Origin of the sequence: Pseudomonas sp. CC6-YY-74, from assembly GCF_002025205.1 — a bacterium.
GTDB lineage: Bacteria > Pseudomonadota > Gammaproteobacteria > Pseudomonadales > Pseudomonadaceae > Aquipseudomonas > Aquipseudomonas paeninsulae.
Map to the genome: position 1 here is coordinate 2,172,632 of NZ_CP019947.1, position 20,581 is coordinate 2,193,212.

Sequence of the window (20,581 nt, forward strand, 5' to 3'; positions counted from 1 at the left end):
GGCCCAGATGCAAGACAACACCAGAGAAGACAACGACAGCGCCCTGTTCAAAGCCGAGTTGCGCGGCGTCAAGCCGATCAAGCACGACCGCGCCGATACCGGCAAAGCCAAGCCTGACCGCAAACAGTTGGCCAGCCTGCGCCAGGCGGCGACCGTGCGCGTGGATACGGTCAAAGTCGATGGCCTGTCCGACCAGTTCGTCATCGACGTCGGCGCCGAAGACCCGCTGTACTGGGCCGCCAATGGCGTGCAGGAAGGCCAGATGCGCAAGCTTAAACTCGGCCAGATCAGCTTCGATGGCAGCCTTGATCTGCACGGCATGACCGTGGAAAAAGCCCGCGACACCCTGTGGGAGTTTCTCGCCGAAGCCACCAAACTGGAGGTGCGCTGCGTGCGCATCACCCACGGCAAGGCCGTGCGCATGGATGGCCGTAAGCCGATGATCAAAAGCCACGTCAACACCTGGCTGCGCCAGCATCCACAGGTGCTCGGGTTCACCTCCTGTGTGGCCAAGCATGGCGGTACTGGTGCGGTTTATGTGATGCTCAAACGCACCATGATGGATGGCCGCGACGAGTGATAGCAGACGTCTCGAACCTGAACCTCACCCCTACCCTGCGCGCTAGCGTATTACCCCCGGATGCCACAGGAAGATCCATGTCCCTGGAACAGAATTACACCGCGATTCTTGGTCAATTAGGCGAGGACGTATCCCGCGAAGGCCTGGTCGACACCCCCAAGCGTGCAGCCAAAGCCATGCAGTATCTTTGCCGCGGTTATCAGCAAACCCTGGAAGAAGTCACCAACAACGCGCTGTTCAGCTCAGACAACAGTGAAATGGTGCTGGTCAAGCACATCGAGCTGTATTCGCTGTGCGAGCATCACCTGCTGCCGTTCATCGGCAAGGCTCACGTCGCCTACATTCCCAACGGCAAGGTGCTCGGCCTGTCCAAGGTCGCGCGGATCGTCGACATGTACGCCCGCCGCTTGCAGATCCAGGAGAATCTCAGCCGACAGATCGCCGAAGCCATCCAGCAAGTTACCGGTGCCCTTGGCGTCGCCGTGGTGATCGAGGCCCAACACATGTGCATGATGATGCGCGGGGTGGAGAAGCAGAACTCTTCGATGATCACCTCGGTGATGCTCGGTGAATTCCGTGACAACGCCGCCACCCGCAGCGAATTTCTCAGCCTGATCAGTAACTGATCAGCGCCATGCCATGAGAAAACCTGACTGGCGGCACTCATCAGTCAGACGCAGGCAAGCTGCTTTGGTAGGAGGGCCGTCCCGGCGCGATGTTTTTTGGGCTGCAGGCCAGGCCTGCGAGCCGCTTTCGCCTCAGGACGCCCCCTCCCGCCCTTACCGATTTATCAGGCTACCCTCAGGCAAGACAAAGCCTTCGGCCTGATATCGGCAATCGAGTTGCCAGTAGAGCCTGCACCCCGCGCCGGCTCTAGCCCTCGGCTTCGCCCTGAAAATCCCCCATAAGCGGCGGCACATCCTCGGCGAACAAATGTGGATAGACCGCCGCCAAATGGCTGAAGAACAGCTCTTCCGGCACGTCTGCGAAGCGCCCATGGTCGAGCAGATACTCCATGTAACGCTGACCTTGCTGATTGAACGGATGGAACACGCTGTCACCAAGCCCATCGAACTCCAGCGGCGCCACCTTGAATAGCCGACACAGCTCCAGGTTGAACGCCGGGGTAGCCTTGACCCAGCGCCCCTGCAGATACAATTCGGTATAGCCGTGCATGGCAAACACCTCGCTGCGCAGCAACTCCAGCAACCGCGGGGTGGCCAGGTGGTTGCGCACATCGGCCAGACCGATCCGCGCAGGGATCCCGCAATGCCGCGCACAGGCTGCCAGCAGCGTGGCCTTCGGCACGCAGTAGCTCTCACCACTGAGTAGTGCATGACTGCCTTTCAGTGTTTGCGGGTCTCGACTGAAGACATAGGGGTTATAACGAATGCCATCGCGAACCGCGTAATACAGCCTGACTGCCTGCTCAACCGGATCGCGACTGCCGCCGCGCGACGCTTCAGCGAACTCAATCAGCGCCGGGTGGTCACTATCGATGCAGCGGCCGGGTTGCAGATATTCATGCATCGTTGTTCCTCCTGACGGAAAACCCAGTCTAACGACGCCGATCGAGCGCATGTCACGACAATCCGGCCAAGCTTGCCGCCCTTGTTGCCATCTTTGTGTAGATGGCGGCTAAACTCATCACTGGTTCTTTCCAACTCGTCGTCACGGAGGATTTTGCATGCTCGCTGTCTGGTTGCTCATTCTGGTCGTTGCTACGGCCTACCTGGCCCACCGCCGCACCGCACCGCTGCCCGCTCTCGGCATGGTTGCCGGCTACCTGGTTCTCATGGGCCTATTCAGTCACGCCCCAACCTGGCTTTTGGCTGTTTTCTGGCTCTTGCTTCTGGTCGTGGCACTACCGCTGGCGCTGCCGGAACAACGGCGAAAACTGCTTAGCGCGCCGATGTTCGCCTGGTTCCAGCGGGTACTGCCGCCCATGTCGGCCACCGAACGCGATGCCATCGAAGCCGGTAGCGTCTGGTGGGATGGCGAACTCTTCAGCGGCCGGCCGGACTGGGACAAACTGCTGGCCTACCCCAAGGCGCAATTGAGCGAGGAGGAACAAGCCTTTATCGATGGCCCCACCGAGCAACTCTGCGCCATGGTCAGTGACTGGGAAATCGGCCAGCAAATGGACTTACCGGCCAAGGCCTGGGAACACATCAAGCAGCATGGCTTTTTCGCCCTGATCATCCCCAAGGAATACGGAGGCAAAGGCTTTTCCGCCTATGCCCATTCCCAGGTAGCGATGAAACTGGCCACCCGCAGCGGCGACCTGGCATCCACCGTAATGGTGCCCAACTCACTCGGCCCGGCGGAGTTACTGCTGCACTACGGTACCGATGAGCAGCGCCAGCATTACCTGCCGCGCCTGGCGCGTGGCGATGACATCCCCTGCTTCGCCCTTACCGGCCCACTGGCCGGCTCGGACGCTGGAGCCATGCCCGACACTGGGATTATCTGCAAAGGTCAGTGGCAGGGCGAGGAAGTGCTCGGCCTGCGCCTGACCTGGGAAAAGCGCTACATCACCCTGGGCCCGGTCGCGACCCTGCTCGGCCTGGCATTCAAAGCCTACGACCCCGATCACTTGCTCGGCGAACAGGAAGACCTCGGCATCAGCCTGGCCCTGGTGCCCACCGACACGCCCGGGGTGGAGATCGGCCGTCGCCATCTGCCACTCGGCGCCGCCTTCATGAACGGACCGAACTCGGGGAAAGACGTCTTCATCCCGCTGGAATTCCTGATCGGTGGCCAGGACATGCTCGGCAAAGGCTGGATGATGCTGATGAACTGCCTGTCGGTCGGCCGTTCCATCTCTCTCCCGGCGGTAGGTACCGGAGCAGCCAAGTTCACCAGCCTGGTTACCGGCCAGTACAGCCAGATACGCGAGCAATTCAATCTACCGCTGGCGGCCTTCGAAGGTATTCAGGAGGCCCTTGCCCGCATCGGCGGCAACGCCTGGCTGATGGACAGCGCGCGCATACTCACCGCCAACGCAGTGGATCTGGGCGAAAAGCCGTCGGTGCTCTCAGCGATTCTCAAATACCACCTGACCGAACGTGGCCGCGAATGCATCAGCCACGCCATGGACGTGCACGGTGGCAAGGGCATCATCATGGGCCCGAACAACTACCTGGCCCGCTCCTGGCAAGGCGCGCCGATCTTCATCACCGTGGAAGGCGCCAACATCCTCTCGCGCAACCTGATGATCTTCGGCCAGGGCGCGATCCGCTGCCATCCTTATGTGCTCAAGGAAATGGCCCTGGCCGACCGCGAAGACCAGCAGCAGGCACTGCTGGAATTCGATGAACTGCTGCTGCAACACATCGGCTTTGCCGTGAGCAACGCAGCCAGCAGCCTGCTCCTCAGCCTCGGCCTGGGCCGGTTCAGCGAGGCGCCGGGCGATAACCTCAGCCGCCCCTACTTTCGTGCACTGAATCGCCTGGCTGCCGCCTTCGCCCTGATTGCCGACTTGAGCATGATGTTATTGGGCGGCGAACTGAAACGCCGCGAACGGCTTTCCGCACGCCTGGGCGACGTACTCAGCCACCTGTACCTGGCCTCGGCGGCGCTCAAGCGCTATCACGACCTGGATTATCCGGCGCACTCACGCCCGCTGCTGTGCTGGGCCATGGAAGAAAGCCTGGGCCTCGCCGAGCAGGCGCTGGATGAACTGCTCAGCAACTTCCCGAACAAGCTGCTCGGTTGCGCCTTGCGTGTACTGGTCTTCCCCTTAGGCCGCCGACACAAAGGCCCGAGCGACGCACAGGATGCCCAGGTCGCCGAGATCATCGGACGCAACAGTGGCGATCCAGCCCTGGAAGAGTTGCTCGCCGGCTGCTATCGGCCACAGGCGGAGAACGACCCGGTGGCCGCCCTGCAGCAGGCGATGGATCTGCTGCAAAGCGTGCAACCCCTGCAGAAAAAACTGCACCAGGCACTCAAGGACGACCAACTGCAGGAAGCGCCGGGACAGAGCCTGATTGACGCCGCAGCCAGTGCCGGCATCCTCACCGCAGAAGAAGCACAGAGCCTGCACCAGGCCGAAGCAGCGCGACGCGTGGTGATCGACGTCGACGACTTCGCCAAGGAAGAACTGAAACTCGGCCGCGGCAAGGTGCGCTAGAGTCACTGACCTGGCGCCATGCTCCCGCAGACTGTGCCATGCGCAGTAAGGGTGCTGGCGCACGGAGGTTCCTACCCCGGCCTTGCGCAGTAGTTGTTCACGGCCAGGGACAGTGGGCGCGCAGAGCCTTATACTTGCGCGCCCGTTTTACCTACAGGATTTTTGTCATGGCCAACGCCCACCTCGACCATCACCTCGCCCTGCTCGCCCATCTGCGCACCATTCTGGTTGCCTTGGGTGAAGCCGAGCAGATTCTCGATGACAGCCATGCCATGTACCTGGAACGCTATGACGAATTGCTGACCGATCTGCCGAACGATCCGGAAGCCAGCCTCTACCTCGGCCAGGATCTGATCAGCCAGATCTTCCAGCGCTACCCGCAAATCGCTCACCTGGTCCCGCGCGACCTGTTGTGGTTCTTCGGTGGTGACTGCCTACATTTCATGCCCGACGAAGAAATCAAGATGTACCAGACGCTGGAAGAGCACCGCTTCGAAGCCCTGGAAAACGACGAACCATTCGACTGGAATCAGGAAAAACAGCTGCTGACCATGCCCGCGCAAGGCAGCAAGCACTAGTAGCGCTAGCTGATAAACGAAAAAGCCCGCACGGCATTGCCGGCGGGCTTTATCTTGCGTCACACATACTACGGATACAAAAACGCCGCTCAGTGAGCGGCGTTTTTGTTTATTTGGAGCGGGAAACGAGACTCGAACTCGCGACCCCGACCTTGGCAAGGTCGTGCTCTACCAACTGAGCTATTCCCGCAGTGTATCTACAACAAAAATGGCGTCCCCTAGGGGACTCGAACCCCTGTTACCGCCGTGAAAGGGCGGTGTCCTAGGCCACTAGACGAAGGGGACCTGGAACTTATTTGCATCACCCGGTTAATCACCGACTGACCCAAGCAGCACCTGTTGAGTGCCGCTTGAAAATCTGGAGCGGGAAACGAGACTCGAACTCGCGACCCCGACCTTGGCAAGGTCGTGCTCTACCAACTGAGCTATTCCCGCATATACAACCGACATCTACAACAATAATGGCGTCCCCTAGGGGACTCGAACCCCTGTTACCGCCGTGAAAGGGCGGTGTCCTAGGCCACTAGACGAAGGGGACGCAACCCGGAACCTGCAATACACTTTCCGGCTCCCTGCTCACTGCAATAAAGCATTGCGCTGGAAGTGGCGCGCATTCTATGGATCCTGCGCAGAGTCGTCAACCTCTCTGTAATTTTTTTTATAAATCAACGACTTCAGGCCAGATTATAAGGCGGCTCTATCAGCACCGGAGCTAAGGCACTACACTCCGACGAAAACCAGCACTCGCGAGGCGGTACCGATGTCCCCACTGGTAATTACCCTGCTGATTGTCGGCGGCATCGCCCTATTGATCGCCATTGCCTACGTCAATCACATGGTCGAGAACAACAAGCTGGAAAAGGCCCGCCTCCGGACCGAGCTCAATGACCGCATCCGCCGCTGCGCCAATCTATCCGAAACCTTGCCCGGACAGCTTATGACGCCCCAGCTGAAGCTCATGCTCAGCCGCCTGCAAATGCACTTCACCCAGCGCCTGGTGCAATTACAGCCAGGCAATGCCGACAGCAAAGCGCAACTGGAAGCACTGCGCCAGTTGATTGCCCAGGGCGATGCGATCCCGGTACAGAATCCGCCACAGCAGATCATCAGCGAAGTCAAAGCCAAAGAAGCGCGTTTTCAACTGGAAAGCCTGCACGGACAAATCACCCGCTGCGCCCAGGATGGCATCCTGCCGGCCAATGAAGCCAAGCACTGGGTCAATGAAATTCGCCACATGCTGGTGCAACTGCATATCGAACTGTTCGGCAACCTCGGCCATCAGGCCCTGCAACAGAACCAGCCCGGGCAAGCGCGCCTGGCGTTCGAGCGCGGGGCGCAGTACTTGCGCAAACAGGCCGATGCCGTGCGCTACCAGGCGCCACTGCAAAAGTTCGAAAGCCAGCTCGCGCGGGCCAATGCCATGGTGGTGGACATGGGCACGCCTGCAGCCGACGACGCCAGTGAGCTGACCGAGGGCCTGAAAAGCCTGGATGGCGATGCTGACTGGAAGAAGAAAAATATTTACGACTGAGTCCGACAGCCACTCGCCTTAATCCACCGCAGACAAGGACCTTCGATGAGCCTGACCGTGTATGGCGCCCCGCTTTCGCCCTTCGTACGCAAAGTACGCCTGTGCCTGGCGGAGAAAGACCTCGAGTACCAACTGGAAATCGTGCTGCCCTTTGGCCAGCCCGCCTGGTATCGCCAACTCAGTCCACTGGGTCGTATTCCGGCCTTGAAGGATGGCGATTTCAGCCTGGCCGACTCCAGCGTGATCTGCCAGTACCTGGAAGACAACTACCCCGACTGCACCCACCTGCAGGGCCAGAACGCCGAGCAGCGCGCCCGCGTACGCTGGCTGGAAAAATACAGCGACTACGAACTGGCGCCACAGTGCACCTTCAGCGTCTTTCGCAACCGCGCCCTGAAACCGTCCATGGGTCAGCCCTGCGATGAGGCAGCAGTACAGACCACGCTGACGGAAAAGCTGCCGGCGCACTTCGACTACCTGGAACAGAGCCTGGGCACCGCCGAGTACTTCGTCGGTGACAGCCTGAGCCTGGCCGACCTGGCATTTGCCTGCCAGATAATCAACATGGAACATGGCGATGAGCAGCTGGATGCCCAGCGCTGGCCGAGCCTGGCCGCCCTGCATCAGCGGGTGAAGGCGCGCCCCTCGGTGCAAGCCCTGTTACCCGGCGAGCAGAAGATGCTGGCCAAGATGGCCGCCAAGGCCTGACCCAGAGCTGGGCTGAAGCGCAGCGCCGCCAAGCCCAACTCGCCCGCCGGTGTCAACAGTCGCTAAGCTGCAAGAAAATCTCGACCAACCGCTCGATCCCGAGCTGGTCCGCGGCCGTAAAGCGGGCCAACTGCGGACTATCCAGATCCAGCACGCCGATCAGCTGCCCAGCCTTCAACAGCGGCACCACCAGCTCGCTGCGCGAGGCACTGTCGCAGGCGATATGCCCGGCAAAGGCGTGCACATCCTCCACCCGCTGCGTCTGCCAGGTAGCCGCAGCCACCCCGCACACACCGCGCCCCACGGGTATGCGCACACACGCCACCCGCCCCTGGAATGGCCCCAGCACCAGCTCATCGCCCCGCGCCAGGTAGAAACCAGCCCAATTGAGCTCGCTCAGCTCCTGGAACAACAAGGCGCAGAACTGCGCGGCGTTGGCAATGAAATCCCGCTCATCTGCCAACAGTGCCTGCAGTTGCGCGGCCAGCAGTGAATAGTCACCGGACTCAGCGTCAGTGTGCGCAAGGTCGATCATGCTTGGCTTTCCAGGAGTTGCAGCCCGACCCAGTGCCGGGCAAATTGATAGGCACAGCGACCATTGCGATTACCGCGACCCAGGGCCCAGCGAATCGCCGCTTTTTCCAGCGCCTCGTTCCACTGCCAGTTCAAGCCAGCCGGCGCCGCCTGCACCTCGATCCAATGGCGCACCACATCGAGAAAGTGATCCTGGGTGAATGGGTAGAAGGACAACCACAGGCCGAAACGATCGGACAGGGCGATCTTGTCCTCAATCGCCTCACTGGGATGCAGTTCGCCGTCGACCATCTGCGAGGCCTCGTTGTCGCTGTGACTCTCCGGCATCAGATGGCGGCGATTGGAGGTGGCGTAGAGCAGCACATTGTCTGGCGAGCGCTCCAGCGAGCCATCCAGCACGCTTTTCAGCACCCGGTAATCACCTTCACCCGCCTCGAAGGACAGGTCGTCGCAAAACAGCACGAAGCGCTGGGGCAAGCGAATCAGCTGCTCGACCACGCGCGGCAGATCCGCCAGATGATCACGCTCGATCTCGATCAGGCGCAGGCCGGCCACGGCATGTTCGGCCAGCAACGCGCGCACCAGCGATGACTTCCCCGTGCCCCGCGCGCCCCAGAGCAAAGCGTGGTTGGCCGGCAGGCCCTGGATGAACTGTCGGGTATTGCGCGCCAGCTGTTCACGCTGAGTGTCCACCCCGATCAGGTCACTCAGATTCAGGTCAAGGTTGATGCTCAGCGGCTGCAAGTAACCACTGCGGCCCTCGCGGTGCCAGCGTGCGGCCAGACTGTGCTGCCAATCGATATCGCCACGCTGGGCTGGCAACAGCGGTTCAAGGCGCGCCAGCACGCTCTCGGCGCGCTGTAGAAAAGTATTTAAACGAGAATCCACGATTTGCTCCTTGGTGTACGCCTTGATGTTACAGCCTGCCTGCCAACTGCTCGTGCCGAAACGCAGAACAGATGGTCTATGATTGGCAGGCGAACGGACCCGAGATTAGTGCCACCTATGGATATATCGCTCACCCAACGCCTGTCGTTCAAACAGGCCAGTTTGACCGTACTGGTGGCGTTTATCCTCGGCACTGCGCTCAGCTTGATTCAAGTGGGCTTCGATTATGCCAGCGAGGACGCCTCCATCGACCGCGAGATTAGCGCACTGATGGAGATCAGCCACAATCCCGCGGCACGCATCGCCTACAACATCGACGCCGAGCTGGCCCAGGAACTGGTGCTGGGCCTGCTGCGCTCGCCGGCGGTGATTCGCGCCGAGATCATAGACAACAGCAATATGACTCTGGCCAGCGTCACCCGCCCACTCGACCCAAGCCGCTACCGGCTGCTCAGCGATTTCCTCTTCGACGAACGGCGCCAGTTCGAAACGCCGCTGTTCGTCAGTCACGCCCCCCAGGAAGCCCTCGGCGTGCTGCGCCTGGAAGTCGACACCTATGCGTTCGGCAGCCACTTTCTGCGGCGCGCCATGCTTACCTTGCTGACCGGCTTCGCCCGCAGCCTGCTGCTCTCGTTGATCCTGCTGGTGCTGTTCTATTTCATGCTGACCAAGCCGCTGATCGAGGTGATTCGCGCGCTCAGCGGTCGCGACCTGCACGCCCCGAACCGCAACAGACTGCCCTGCCCGCGCGGACATGAGCGCGATGAAATCGGCATCCTGGTCGACGTCACCAACCAACAACTGTCCAGCATAGCCATGGAGATCGAGCAACGTCGCGAAGCGGAGAACCGCCTCACCCAGTACCTGAGTGAACTGGAGAACATCGTCTCTGCGCGCACGACCGAATTGAAGGCCAGCAACGCGCGCCTGCTCGAATCCAATCAGGAGCTGGAACAGGCAAGACGCACCGCGCTGGACATGGCCCAGGCCCGTTCGGCGTTTCTCGCCAACATGAGCCACGAGATCCGCACCCCACTCAACGGTCTGCTCGGCATGCTTGCCTTGTCCCTCGACGGCCAGCTGAGCAACGAACAACGCCAGCAGCTATCGATTGCCCACGACTCCGGCAAGGTTCTGGTCAATCTACTCAATAACATCCTCGACTTGTCGAAGTTCGAAGCCGGTCAGTTAGAGCTGGAAAGCATGCCTTTCGACCTCGGCACAATGGTCGAAGACACCGCTAGCCTACTGTCGCAAAACGCCTTACCGAGTGTCGAATTGACCTGCCTGATCGACCCGCAACTGCCCGCGCAAGTGCTCGGCGACCCGACACGGGTGCGCCAGATCATCAGCAACCTGCTGTCAAACGCGCTGAAATTCACCCGCTTTGGCCGCGTCGACATCCACGTCGACAGTGGCCCGACAGGCATCCGGATCCTGGTGCGCGACACCGGAATCGGCATTGCCGAAGAGGCACGCGCGCGCATCTATCAACCCTTTGCCCAGGCAGGAGTCGGCATTACCCGTCAGTTCGGCGGCACCGGCCTGGGCCTGGCGCTCACCCGCCGCCTGTGCGAAGCCATGCAGGGTCGGCTCGAACTGGAGTCCCGAGAAGGCTTCGGCAGCCAGTTCTGCGCCGAACTGCCATTGCCCAGCCACACTCCTGCGCCCGCCTTGCCAGCACTGACAGGAACGGTCGCGGCCCTCAGCTCGGCCAATTCAGGCCTCAGCGAACTACTTGGCAAGCTGCTGCCCGCATGGGGACTGGAGTATCAACGCCTGGACACCGATACCAATCTGCTCGGTGTCACAGCCGACCTGCTGATCAGTGACTGCCCCGAGTGCCTCCCGGCCTCGCGGCCTACGTGCACGATGCCGATCCTGCTGGTCACCGCCTACGGCAGCTTCCTACCCAGCGAACAGACGCACGCCCTGGCGCCGTTCGAACAAATCGCCCGACCGCTGTCGCGGCAAACCCTGCTCCAGGCATTGCGCCGCAGCCTCGGCCAGCAGATGGAAAACGCACCGACGCCAAGCCCCACCGAGCAACAAAGCGGACGGCGAGCGCGGGTGCTGCTGGTGGAGGACAACCCGGTCAACCAACTGGTGGCAAAAGGCATGCTCGGCAAATTCGGCTGTGAGGTTGTGCTGGCCAACCATGGCGCCGAAGCCCTGAGCCAACTGGCTCAGCACGATATCGACCTAGTGCTGATGGACTGCAACATGCCAATCATGGATGGCTATGAGGCCAGCCGCAGAATCCGCCAAGGCGGGCACCATCCCGAGCTGCCGATCATCGCCCTGACCGCCAACGCCCTGCCCGATGAACGCGAGCGTTGTCGCGCCGCTGGCATGAGCGATTACCTGGCCAAACCCTTCCGCCGCGAAGAGCTGGCCGCCCTGCTCGAGCGCTGGCTGCCGGCGTCTAGCGCAACGCCATGAAACGGTCGAGCAACTGACCAACGCGGCCACGCAACTCAGTCAGTTCATCCACCTCGACACCCTGCTCGCACAGCAGCTGCTGGCGTAACGGCAGCACCCGCTCACGCAAGGCACGACCCGCTTCAGTCAATGCCAGGTGCACCTCGCGCTCATCCACAGCCGAACGCTGGCGCAATAGCAAACCAAGTTGCTGCAAGCGCTTGAGCAGAGGGGTCAAGGTGCCCGAATCGAGCAGCAAGCGCTCGCCCAGGGCCTTGACCGTCGGCTGTGTCGGCGGGACAACCTGCCACTCCCAGAGCACCAGCATCGCCAGGTATTGTGGGTAGGTCAGGTTCAATTGATCGAGCATCGGTTTGTAGGCACGAATCACCGCCCGCGAAGCCGCGTACAGCTTGAAGCACAGCTGACTGTCCAACTGCAGGGCGTCTTCGCGCTCGAATGGCACTGCTTTCATTTGAGCAGAGCTTCGATCTCGGCAGTCAGATCTTCCGGCTTGGTGGCCGGCGCGAAACGCTTGACCTGCTTGCCGTCGGCACTGATCAGAAACTTGGTGAAGTTCCATTTCACACCCTGACTACCGAGCAGACCGGGTGCATTTTTCTTCAGTTGGACGAACAAGGGATGGGCATCGCTGCCGTTGACATCGACTTTCTTGAACAAGGGAAAGCTGACACCGAAATTCAGCTCGCAAAACTCGGAAATGGCCCCTTCATTGCCCGGCTCCTGCTTGCCGAACTGGTTACAAGGAAAGCCCAACACCACCAGACCTTGGTCCTTGTACTGCTGCCAGAGGCTTTCCAACCCCTTGTACTGCGGAGTGAAACCGCACTTGCTTGCAGTATTGACCACCAACACGGCCTTGCCGCCGAAGTCGGAGAGGGTTTTCTGTTCGCCCTTGATGGTGGTTACAGGGATATCGAAGAGTTCGTTGCTCATGGATGGCAGTGCCTTTGCTCAGGAGAAAGTGGAAACACCATAGCGAGCAATTAAATTGCATGCAATTTAATTGCGGAAATAAGGCCTGCCGTTAATGAGCCACCGCGCAGTCGCAGGACGGGTCAGCCCGCGTAACTCGGCCCGCCCCGTCCTGCGTTGCGCATGGCCGCGCAAGCTTCACGCTTCGGCTTTAGGCACGAGCTTCAGCGAGGCCGAATTGATGCAGTAGCGCAAACCGGTCGGCGCCGGCCCATCGGGGAAGACGTGGCCCAGGTGGGCATCGCATTTGCCGCACTTCACTTCGATGCGGTGCATGCCGTGGCTGAAGTCATCCAGGCTGGTAATCGCATCCTTGCTGAGCGGTTGAAAGTAGCTGGGCCAGCCACTCCCGGAGTCGAACTTGGCGTCCGAATCGAACAATGCAGTACCGCAGCAGGCGCAGTGATAAATGCCCGGCGCCTTGCTGTCATGGTATTCACCAGAAAAGGCTCGCTCCGTGCCACCCAACCGGCAGACATGGAACTGCGTCTCCGACAGTTCTTCGCGCCAGTCTTCCAGGGGTTTTTCGAGCTTGTCCACAGGCAGGTCTCCTCAACAGAAAAAAGCCCGACCAGTAGCTTTGCCAAGGTCAGGCTGCAACGTATCATTCGACCCCAGTCTGTCACCGGCGTTACAGCCTGCCAAGGCTCGCCTGATCGAGTCTTTGACACGGTAACTCAACGGCGCTTCACCACTCGGGATCCCTTACATGCAGTTCAGCAAATCGAACAAGCTCGCCAATGTCTGCTACGACATTCGCGGCCCCGTGCTCAAGCACGCCAAACGCCTGGAAGAGGAAGGCCATCGCATCCTCAAGCTGAACATCGGCAACCCGGCGTCGTTCGGTTTCGAAGCCCCGGAAGAAATCCTTCAGGACGTCATCCGCAATTTGCCGATGGCCCAGGGCTACAGCGACTCCAAGGGCTTGTTCAGTGCGCGCAAGGCGGTGATGCAGTACTACCAGCAGAAGCAGGTCGAAGGTGTCGGCATTGAGGACATCTACCTGGGCAACGGCGTGTCCGAGCTGATTGTCATGGCCATGCAGGCGCTGCTCAATAACGGCGACGAGGTGCTGATCCCGGCCCCCGACTATCCGCTGTGGACTGCCGCCGTAGCCCTGTCCGGCGGCAAGCCGGTGCATTACCTATGTGACGAGCAGGCCGGCTGGTTTCCCGACATTGCCGACATGCGCGCCAAGATCACGCCGAACACCAAGGCACTGGTGTTGATCAATCCGAATAACCCGACCGGCGCGGTGTATTCCAAAGAAGTACTGATGGACATCGTCGAACTGGCACGCCAGCACAACCTGGTGCTGTTCTCCGACGAGATCTACGACAAGATCCTCTACGACGAAGCCCAGCACATCTGCACCGCCTCGCTGGCACCGGATGTGCTCTGCCTGACCTTCAACGGCCTGTCCAAGTCCTACCGGGTGGCGGGTTTCCGCTCCGGCTGGGTAGCGATTTCCGGGCCCAAACACCGCGCGCAGAGCTATATCGAAGGCATCGACATTCTGGCCAACATGCGCCTGTGCGCCAATGTACCGAGCCAGCACGCGATCCAGACGGCGCTGGGTGGCTACCAGAGCATCAACGACCTGGTGTTGCCCAACGGCCGCCTGCTGGAGCAGCGCAACCGCACCTGGGAGCTGCTCAACGATATTCCCGGGGTCAGCTGCGTCAAGCCCATGGGTGCGCTCTACGCCTTCCCCAAAATAGACCCCAAGGTCTGCCCGATCCACAACGACGAGAAATTCGTCCTCGACCTGCTGCTCTCTGAGAAGCTGTTGATCGTCCAGGGCACGGCCTTCAACTGGCCGTGGCCGGATCACTTCCGCGTGGTCACCCTGCCGCGAGTCGATGATCTGGAACAAGCCATTGGCCGCATCGGCAGCTTCCTCAAGAGCTACCGCCAATAGCCGGAGATCGCCATGAATCAAGGCAAACGTTATCTGCTAACAGGCGCCAGTTCCGGTATCGGCACCGCACTCGCCCGTGAGCTGGCGAGCAAAGGTTACGACCTGGCCCTGGCGGCGCGCCGCGAAGACAATCTGCACCTGTTGGCGGCCGAACTGCAGGCACGCTTCGGCCGCAAGGCAATCGTCCTGCCCCTGGACGTCACCGACTACGCAGCCTGCCAAGATGCCGTAGGCCTGGCTGCCAACGCCCTGGGCGGGCTGGACGGTCTCATCGCCAACGCGGGCATCGCCCTGACCGGCAAAGTCGGTGGCGGCCACTTCGAGCGCGCCAGGCTGACCCTGGAAACCAACCTGATCGGCGCCATCGCCTGCCTCGATGCAGCGGCCGCGTTGTTTCGTCAGCAAGGTCATGGCCACCTGGTCGCCGTCGCCTCGGTCGCCGGCAAGCGCGGCCTGCCCTATGCCGCGGCCTATTCGGCGAGCAAGGCCGGCTTGATCAGCTACATGCAGGCCACCCGCGCCGAACTGCAGGGCAAGGGCATCGACACCACCCTGCTGCTGCCCGGCTTTATCGATACGCCCCTCAATAGCGATATGCCCAAACGACCCTTTCTGATCGATGTAGAACGCGGCGCCATGCTGATCGCCCGGCACATCGACAAACGCCACAGCAGTGCCTACGTACCGGGTTGGCCCTGGGCGATTCTCGGTCGCCTGTTGCCGCTACTACCCACCTCGATGATTGCCAAATTCTGATGGATCTACAAATCGACGATTTCTACACGGATGCGGCAGCCGCCATGCTGCAGCTCTATCAGGTTTTCCCGCGAAAAATGGCGCTCTACGTAGAGGACCTGATCGGCCGCGAGGAACCGGATGAATTCGGCCTGCCGAGCAAGCGCCATGAGAGCTGCCTGGGCACGCTGTTGTGGCTGGCCGAGGAAGGCTACCTGCGCTTCGACTCGACCATCGCCTACGACGCCCTCGATCAGGCGGTGCTTAGTGAAAAAGGCTTTCTGCGCCTGAGTCGCAGCGTGCCCCATGCCCTGCGTGAAGGCGAAGCACTACCCCCAAGCGTGCGCCGAGTGCATGCCACTCTGGCCTTTCAACTGCGCGAAGCGCTGAGCCATAAACATGGCGAACGCCTCGCCCGCCTCACCCGTTTGCTCTTCGAAAGCAGCCTGACCGCTACAGGCGACACAGTTTGAAATAGTCCCCCGGTTGAAGAGCCGGGGGGCACGCCCTTATATAGCCGGCATATCAAGCAGGTCTTTCCCCGTGAGGAGTCGTTTCACACCATGACGCGCATTTTGCTGTTCCTGGCTACTAACCTGGCGGTGTTGATCATCGCCAGTATCACTCTCAAGCTACTGGGGGTAGACCGCTTCACCGGCCAGAACTACAGCAGCCTGCTGATCTTCTGCGCGGTATTCGGCTTTGCCGGCTCATTGATTTCACTGCTGCTGTCCAAGTGGATGGCGAAGATGAGCACCGGTACCGAGATCATCACCCAGCCACGCACTCGCCACGAACAGTGGCTGATGCAAACCGTCGAAGAACTGTCCCGCGCAGCCGGCATAAAGATGCCGGAAGTGGGAATCTTTCCGGCTTACGAATCCAACGCCTTCGCCACCGGCTGGAATAAGAACGATGCCTTGGTGGCGGTCAGCCAGGGCCTGCTGGAACGCTTTTCGCCCGATGAGGTGAAAGCCGTTCTGGCCCACGAAATCGGCCACGTAGCCAACGGCGACATGGTCACCCTGGCGCTGATTCAGGGCGTGGTGAACACCTTCGTGATGTTCTTTGCGCGGATCTTCGGCAACTTCGTCGACAAAGCCATCCTGAAAAACGAAGGCAACCACGGCATCGGTTACTTCGTCGCGACCATCTTCGCCGAACTGGTACTGGGCATCCTGGCCAGCATCATCGTCATGTGGTTCTCGCGCAAACGCGAGTTCAAGGCCGACGAAGCCGGCGCCCGCCTGGCCGGTACCGGCGCCATGATCGCCGCCCTGCAGCGCCTGCGCGCCGAACAGGGCGTGCCGGTGAACATGCCCGACAGCCTGACCGCCTTCGGCATCAACGGCGGCCTGAAGCATGGCTTGGCCGGCCTGCTGATGACCCACCCGCCCCTGGAAGATCGCATCGAAGCCCTGCGCCAGCTGCGCTAACCAGCAAGCATGAAAAAGGGCGGCCCTCGGGTCGCCCTTTTTCATGCTGTTCACGCCAGCCCAACTATAGGCCGGACCAGGCGACGCGTTCGGTGAGCGGCAGCAAACCAACCAGACTGGCGCGCCGCATTATCAGCGCTTGATCAAGCGATACACCACCTCGTCCAGCGCTTGCAGATTGTGCTTAATGAACTTCCAGTTGCCCTGCAGCACATCCAGCCGCTCCAGCGTCTCGATCTGCCAGCCGGCGCCGAACAACTCATGCACTTCGCCATCCGCCACCGCGAAGGGTGGGCCGTCCATCTGACTCTGCTGGTAATCCAGGGTAATCAACAGGCCCCGGCATGCCGCCGGCAAAATGGCCTGCAGATGCGCCACGTAGCGTTTCCGCAGCTCGACCGGCAAGGCGATCAATGCCGCGCGATCGTAGAGCGCCTGGCAATCGCCGAGCTGCCCTGCCGTCAGGGCGAAGAAATCGCCGCACCAGAGCTCCACCGCTCCGGCGCGATAGACCTTGAACGCGCCTTCCTGGCTGATCTCTACGCTCAAGTCGTGTTCCGCGAAGAAATCTTCGACCGCCTTCTGCGCCAGCTCGACGCCCAGCACCCGATAGCCCTGCCCCGCCAGCCAGACCAGATCCAGACTCTTGCCGCACAACGGCACCAGCACCCGTGCGCCCGGCTGCAGCTCGAGCGCCGAGCAGTGGCGCTGTAGATAAGGATTGACCTGATCCAGATGGAAACCGATCTGATCGCGCGCCCAGCGCGTCTGCCAAAATGCCTCGTCCACTCTACCCCCCTAAAAATTCGATCAAATAGCTCAATTATTTATACTGGAGTTCGATAATAGCAGCCGCGAAGATAGCAATATCCTACTGCAGGAACCGACCCCATGCTGCCTTCGCTATTTATCTCCCACGGCTCACCCATGCTCGCCCTGGAACCCGGCGCCAGCGGTCCGGCCTTGGCCCACCTGGCCGCGGCGCTGCCCAGACCACGGGCCATCCTGCTGGTGTCCGCACACTGGGAAAGCCCTGCACTGCGCGTCACCAGCGCCGCCCAACCTGAAACCTGGCATGACTTTGGCGGCTTCCCCCCAGCGCTGTATCAGCTGCAATACCCGGCGCCCGGCAATCCGCAGCTCGCCGCAGACATCGTGCAATTACTCGGTGCTGCCGGTCTCCGCGTCCAACTCGACCCCGAACGCCCATTCGATCACGGCGCCTGGGTGCCACTGTCACTCATGTACCCGGCCGCCGACATCCCGCTCGTGCAGCTCTCGCTGCCCAGTCGCCAGGGTCCTGAAGTACAGACCCGCATCGGGCGCGCCTTGGCCGGCCTGCGCGAGCAAGGCGTACTGCTGATCGGCTCCGGCAGCATCACCCACAACCTCGGTGAACTCGACTGGCACGCCGGCCCCGAGGTAATTGAGCCCTGGGCCCAGGACTTCCGCGACTGGATAGTGGCCCGACTCGCCGCCGACGACGAGGCTGCATTGCACGACTATCGCCAACGCGCCCCGGCGGCCGTACGCAATCACCCGAGCGACGAACATCTATTGCCCCTGTTCTTCGCCCGCGGCGCTGGCGGTCAGTTCAAGGTCGAGCACAGCGGTTTCACGCTCGGCGCCCTGGGCATGGATATCTATAGCTTTGCCTGATAAACCCAAGGCGCTGCCAAACTGCGGCATGCGCCAGCTGCGCCCCCTCTACCAAGGTCATCGATCACGGAACAACAGCAATCTGTGCTTCAATCATCTGCATGACCCTGCCCTTGGAACCGTCGGCCACGAGGCTCAGGTGTCACGCAGAAGGTGTGGACGATATGAACTCAATCAGGCTTGCAGCCATAGCACTTGTGGTCGCCGGTACCCTGGCGCTGATTTACGGTGGTTTCAGTTATACCAAGGACACCACCGCGGTCAAACTTGGTCCGCTCGAGCTTTCCGTGAAAGAGAAGGAAACGGTCAACGTCCCCATGTGGGCTGGGATTGCCGCCATAGTGGCCGGCGGCCTTATGCTCGTAGTTGGCAGCAAGCGGTCATAGCGCCGCTGTAGGCCTGGCCTGCCGGGTGGACGGATACAAAAAAGCCCCGCATCTCAACAATGCGGGGCTTCTTGTTTAGCGCTTAACGCGAATCAATCTTCGCGATAGCGACGCAGCTTCAACGGCTTACCACCGACGCGGGTGTCTTTCAGCTTGCTGAGCAAACTCTCAAGACCGTCTTCCGGCAGCTCGACCAGACTGAAGCTCTCGCGCACCTGGATGCGACCGATGGCTTCGCGAATCAGGCCGCCCTCATTGAGGATGGCGCCCAGCAGGTTCTTCGCGGCGATACCGTCACGCGCGCCCAGCGCAGTACGGCAACGGGCACGACCTTCAGCCAAGGGCACTGGCGCACGACGCTCACGGCTGTCACCGCGATCCGAACGCTCATTGCTGCGCTCACGCGGCGCACTGGTCGGCACCAGCGGTTGCTCGCGCTCGACTTCAGCCAGGGTCAGGGCCTGACCGTTGGTGGCCTTGCGCAGCAGCGCGGCAGCCAGGGCACGCGGGGTGCAACCGATTTGCGCGGTCAGTCGATCGAGCAGTTCGCCATGGCTGGCTTCGGCGTCGGCCACCAGGGGTGCCAGGCTCGAGGTCAGCTTCTTGATCCGCGCGTCCAGCACTTGCTGGCCGTCGGGCAGGCGTACTTCCGTGACTTTTTGCCCGGTGACACGCTCGATTACCTGCAGCATGCGGCGCTCACGCGGAGTGACCAGCAACAGCGCGCGACCGGTACGACCGGCACGGCCGGTACGACCGATACGGTGTACATAGGATTCTGGGTCGTACGGCATGTCGACGTTCATCACGTGGGTGATGCGCGGCACATCCAGACCACGGGCAGCGACGTCGGTGGCGACGACGATGTCCAGGCGACCATCTTTAAGCGACTCGATCACCCGCTCACGCTGGTTCTGGGCGATGTCGCCGTTCAAGGCCGCGGCCTTGTAGCCACGCGCCTCGAGCACAGCAGCCAGATCCAGAGTGGCTTGCTTGGTACGCACGAAGGCGATCAGCGCATCGAACTCTTCGACTTCCAGCAGACGCAGTACGGCGGCGTGCTTCTGATCGGCGTGGACCAGCAAGTGAGCCTGCTCGATGGCGGTCACGGTCTGGGTCTTGGTTTCGATCCTGACGTGCTTTGGATCACGCAGGTGCTTTTCGGCAATGGTGCGAATCGAATGCGGCAAGGTGGCCGAGAACAGGACGGTCTGGCGAGTTTCTGGCATGGCCTTGAAGATCACTTCAAGGTCGTCCATGAAGCCCAGCTTGAGCATTTCGTCCGCTTCATCGAGCACCAGGTGCTGAATGGTCGACAACACCTTCTCGTCACGACGCAGGTGATCGACCAGACGACCCGGAGTGGCGACTACAACCTGTGCGCCATTACGAATGGCTTTCAGTTGCGGGCCCATGGGCGCGCCGCCGTATACGGCGATGACGTTCAGCCCCGGCATTTGCTTGGCGTAGGTTTCGAAGGCGGTCGCGACCTGCAGAGCCAGCTCACGGGTCGGCGCGAGAATCAGCGCCTGCGGCTGGCGCTTGGTCGGATCGATGCGGCTAAGGATTGGCAGGGCAAAGGCAGCGGTTTTACCGGTGCCGGTCTGCGCCTGACCAATCATGTCGTGGCCAGCGAGAATCACTGGAATGGCCTGCAACTGAATCGCCGAAGGCTCTTCGTAGCCAGTCGCGATCACTGCGGCGAGAATATTAGGGTGAAGATCGAGTGCGGCGAAGCCTTCGAGTACTTGGGTCATGGGTCTGCCTCTAGTGCATCCGCAAAGACCCATGCTCCAAAGCTGCGCATGCCGTGTAAGACTCTAAAGTCACCCTGGCAGCCGTGTCGGCGGGGATTTGCGAAAACGTGGTTGTAAATGAATCGTCAAGGATAGTCCGCTACGCAGACTAACTGCCGAAGGTGACCTCCGGGCGAGTTGTGTAACCTGAACGTGGCCATGAATTGACCGGCGCGCACTATACCGGAAAAGCGGGAAGCTGTGATGGTTTTCCCACAATTAAATCAGCTACACCGCCAAACGGTCGTCCTGAGCGGGATTGAACGCAGATCATTCA

Annotated in this window: 21 protein-coding genes and 4 tRNA genes; 13 read left to right on the plus strand and 12 right to left on the minus strand. The window is 61.0% G+C overall.

Translation table 11 applies throughout. The features are described from left to right. Window positions 1-7: 7 nt before the first annotated feature. Together B2D37_RS09905 and folE are read left to right on the plus strand one after the other, a co-directional pair. A complete protein-coding gene (locus B2D37_RS09905) occupies window positions 8-580 on the plus strand; it encodes a Smr/MutS family protein (RefSeq protein WP_079202529.1) in 573 nt (190 codons plus the stop codon). A 77-nt stretch (window positions 581-657) separates the two neighbouring features. Beyond that, window positions 658-1,206 (plus strand): GTP cyclohydrolase I FolE, encoded by a 549-nt coding sequence (gene folE, locus B2D37_RS09910; RefSeq protein ID WP_079202530.1) that lies wholly within the window; start codon window positions 658-660, stop codon window positions 1,204-1,206. Between the two features lie 247 nt (window positions 1,207-1,453). Here the strand turns inward: folE and B2D37_RS09915 are convergent, their stop codons facing one another. Continuing rightward, window positions 1,454-2,110, minus strand: coding sequence for a transglutaminase family protein (locus tag B2D37_RS09915; RefSeq protein ID WP_079202531.1), 657 nt, complete (start codon window positions 2,108-2,110; stop codon window positions 1,454-1,456). Between the two features lie 157 nt (window positions 2,111-2,267). On the opposite strand from B2D37_RS09915, the gene B2D37_RS09920 reads away from it, so the two are divergent. Continuing rightward, window positions 2,268-4,715 carry an acyl-CoA dehydrogenase gene (locus tag B2D37_RS09920; RefSeq protein ID WP_079202532.1) on the plus strand — a complete coding sequence of 816 codons (2,448 nt, stop codon included), beginning with the start codon at window positions 2,268-2,270 and terminating at the stop codon, window positions 4,713-4,715. A 167-nt stretch (window positions 4,716-4,882) separates the two neighbouring features. Continuing rightward, on the plus strand, window positions 4,883-5,293 hold the full coding sequence (locus B2D37_RS09925) for a PA2817 family protein (RefSeq protein ID WP_079202533.1): 411 nt from the start codon (window positions 4,883-4,885) through the stop codon (window positions 5,291-5,293). A 114-nt stretch (window positions 5,294-5,407) separates the two neighbouring features. On the opposite strand, the gene B2D37_RS09930 is transcribed toward B2D37_RS09925, so the two are convergent. The 4 genes from B2D37_RS09930 to B2D37_RS09945 all read right to left on the minus strand — a co-directional run bounded on the left by B2D37_RS09930 (window position 5,408) and on the right by B2D37_RS09945 (window position 5,831). Further along, window positions 5,408-5,483, minus strand: a tRNA-Gly gene (locus B2D37_RS09930). Between the two features lie 19 nt (window positions 5,484-5,502). After that, window positions 5,503-5,578 (minus strand) — tRNA-Glu (locus tag B2D37_RS09935). 74 nt (window positions 5,579-5,652) lie between these two features. Then, window positions 5,653-5,728, minus strand: a tRNA-Gly gene (locus B2D37_RS09940). 27 nt (window positions 5,729-5,755) lie between these two features. Next, window positions 5,756-5,831: transfer RNA gene (locus B2D37_RS09945), tRNA-Glu, on the minus strand. Between the two features lie 222 nt (window positions 5,832-6,053). On the opposite strand from B2D37_RS09945, the gene B2D37_RS09950 reads away from it, so the two are divergent. Together B2D37_RS09950 and B2D37_RS09955 are read left to right on the plus strand one after the other, a co-directional pair. Continuing rightward, window positions 6,054-6,824 carry a hypothetical protein gene (locus tag B2D37_RS09950; RefSeq protein ID WP_079202534.1) on the plus strand — a complete coding sequence of 257 codons (771 nt, stop codon included), beginning with the start codon at window positions 6,054-6,056 and terminating at the stop codon, window positions 6,822-6,824. A gap of 45 nt (window positions 6,825-6,869) precedes the next feature. Then, the gene (locus tag B2D37_RS09955; protein ID WP_079202535.1) at window positions 6,870-7,532 is read left to right on the plus strand and encodes a glutathione S-transferase family protein; all 663 of its coding nucleotides are present in this window, start codon (window positions 6,870-6,872) and stop codon (window positions 7,530-7,532) included. A 52-nt stretch (window positions 7,533-7,584) separates the two neighbouring features. Here B2D37_RS09955 and B2D37_RS09960 read toward each other — a convergent pair whose 3' ends face one another. Beyond that, window positions 7,585-8,067, minus strand: a complete 483-nt coding sequence (locus tag B2D37_RS09960; protein ID WP_079202536.1) for a GAF domain-containing protein — start codon at window positions 8,065-8,067, stop codon at window positions 7,585-7,587. Then, entirely contained in the window at window positions 8,064-8,954 is an 891-nt protein-coding gene (locus B2D37_RS09965; RefSeq protein WP_079202537.1) for an ATP-binding protein, read from the minus strand. The genes B2D37_RS09960 and B2D37_RS09965 overlap by 4 nt, the downstream gene beginning before the upstream one ends. Before the next feature lie 117 nt (window positions 8,955-9,071). On the opposite strand from B2D37_RS09965, the gene B2D37_RS09970 reads away from it, so the two are divergent. Next, window positions 9,072-11,396, plus strand: a complete 2,325-nt coding sequence (locus B2D37_RS09970) for a response regulator (protein WP_079202538.1) — start codon at window positions 9,072-9,074, stop codon at window positions 11,394-11,396. Here the strand turns inward: B2D37_RS09970 and B2D37_RS09975 are convergent. From B2D37_RS09975 to msrB, 3 genes are all read right to left on the minus strand, one after another. Beyond that, a complete protein-coding gene (locus B2D37_RS09975) occupies window positions 11,380-11,850 on the minus strand; it encodes a MarR family winged helix-turn-helix transcriptional regulator (protein WP_079202539.1) in 471 nt (156 codons plus the stop codon). The two genes, B2D37_RS09970 and B2D37_RS09975, sit on opposite strands and share 17 nt — an antisense overlap. Beyond that, window positions 11,847-12,332 (minus strand): glutathione peroxidase, encoded by a 486-nt coding sequence (locus B2D37_RS09980; protein WP_079202540.1) that lies wholly within the window; start codon window positions 12,330-12,332, stop codon window positions 11,847-11,849. The genes B2D37_RS09975 and B2D37_RS09980 overlap by 4 nt, the downstream gene beginning before the upstream one ends. Window positions 12,333-12,509: 177 nt before the next feature. Further along, on the minus strand, window positions 12,510-12,911 hold the full coding sequence (gene msrB, locus B2D37_RS09985) for a peptide-methionine (R)-S-oxide reductase MsrB (RefSeq protein ID WP_079202541.1): 402 nt from the start codon (window positions 12,909-12,911) through the stop codon (window positions 12,510-12,512). Between the two features lie 169 nt (window positions 12,912-13,080). Between msrB and B2D37_RS09990 the strand changes: the two genes are divergently transcribed. From B2D37_RS09990 to htpX, 4 genes are all read left to right on the plus strand, one after another. Continuing rightward, window positions 13,081-14,292, plus strand: a complete 1,212-nt coding sequence (locus tag B2D37_RS09990) for a pyridoxal phosphate-dependent aminotransferase (RefSeq protein ID WP_079202542.1) — start codon at window positions 13,081-13,083, stop codon at window positions 14,290-14,292. A 12-nt stretch (window positions 14,293-14,304) separates the two neighbouring features. Continuing rightward, entirely contained in the window at window positions 14,305-15,048 is a 744-nt protein-coding gene (locus B2D37_RS09995; RefSeq protein ID WP_079202543.1) for an SDR family NAD(P)-dependent oxidoreductase, read from the plus strand. After that, entirely contained in the window at window positions 15,048-15,500 is a 453-nt protein-coding gene (locus B2D37_RS10000) for a hypothetical protein (RefSeq protein ID WP_079202544.1), read from the plus strand. The genes B2D37_RS09995 and B2D37_RS10000 overlap by 1 nt, the downstream gene beginning before the upstream one ends. A gap of 90 nt (window positions 15,501-15,590) precedes the next feature. After that, window positions 15,591-16,463 carry a protease HtpX gene (htpX, locus tag B2D37_RS10005; protein WP_079202545.1) on the plus strand — a complete coding sequence of 291 codons (873 nt, stop codon included), beginning with the start codon at window positions 15,591-15,593 and terminating at the stop codon, window positions 16,461-16,463. A gap of 132 nt (window positions 16,464-16,595) precedes the next feature. On the opposite strand, the gene B2D37_RS10010 is transcribed toward htpX, so the two are convergent. After that, window positions 16,596-17,252: a thiopurine S-methyltransferase gene (locus B2D37_RS10010; RefSeq protein WP_079202546.1), complete on the minus strand. Its 657-nt coding sequence runs from the start codon at window positions 17,250-17,252 to the stop codon at window positions 16,596-16,598. Between the two features lie 102 nt (window positions 17,253-17,354). Here B2D37_RS10010 and B2D37_RS10015 point away from each other — a divergent pair, with 102 nt between their 5' ends. Together B2D37_RS10015 and B2D37_RS10020 are read left to right on the plus strand one after the other, a co-directional pair. Continuing rightward, entirely contained in the window at window positions 17,355-18,122 is a 768-nt protein-coding gene (locus tag B2D37_RS10015) for a class III extradiol ring-cleavage dioxygenase (RefSeq protein ID WP_079202547.1), read from the plus strand. Window positions 18,123-18,286: 164 nt separating this feature from the next. Further along, entirely contained in the window at window positions 18,287-18,508 is a 222-nt protein-coding gene (locus B2D37_RS10020; RefSeq protein ID WP_079204953.1) for a hypothetical protein, read from the plus strand. 92 nt (window positions 18,509-18,600) lie between these two features. Here the strand turns inward: B2D37_RS10020 and B2D37_RS10025 are convergent, their stop codons facing one another. Then, complete coding sequence (locus B2D37_RS10025; RefSeq protein ID WP_177345208.1) at window positions 18,601-20,298, minus strand: DEAD/DEAH box helicase; 1,698 nt, start codon at window positions 20,296-20,298, stop codon at window positions 18,601-18,603. Window positions 20,299-20,581: the final 283 nt, after the last annotated feature.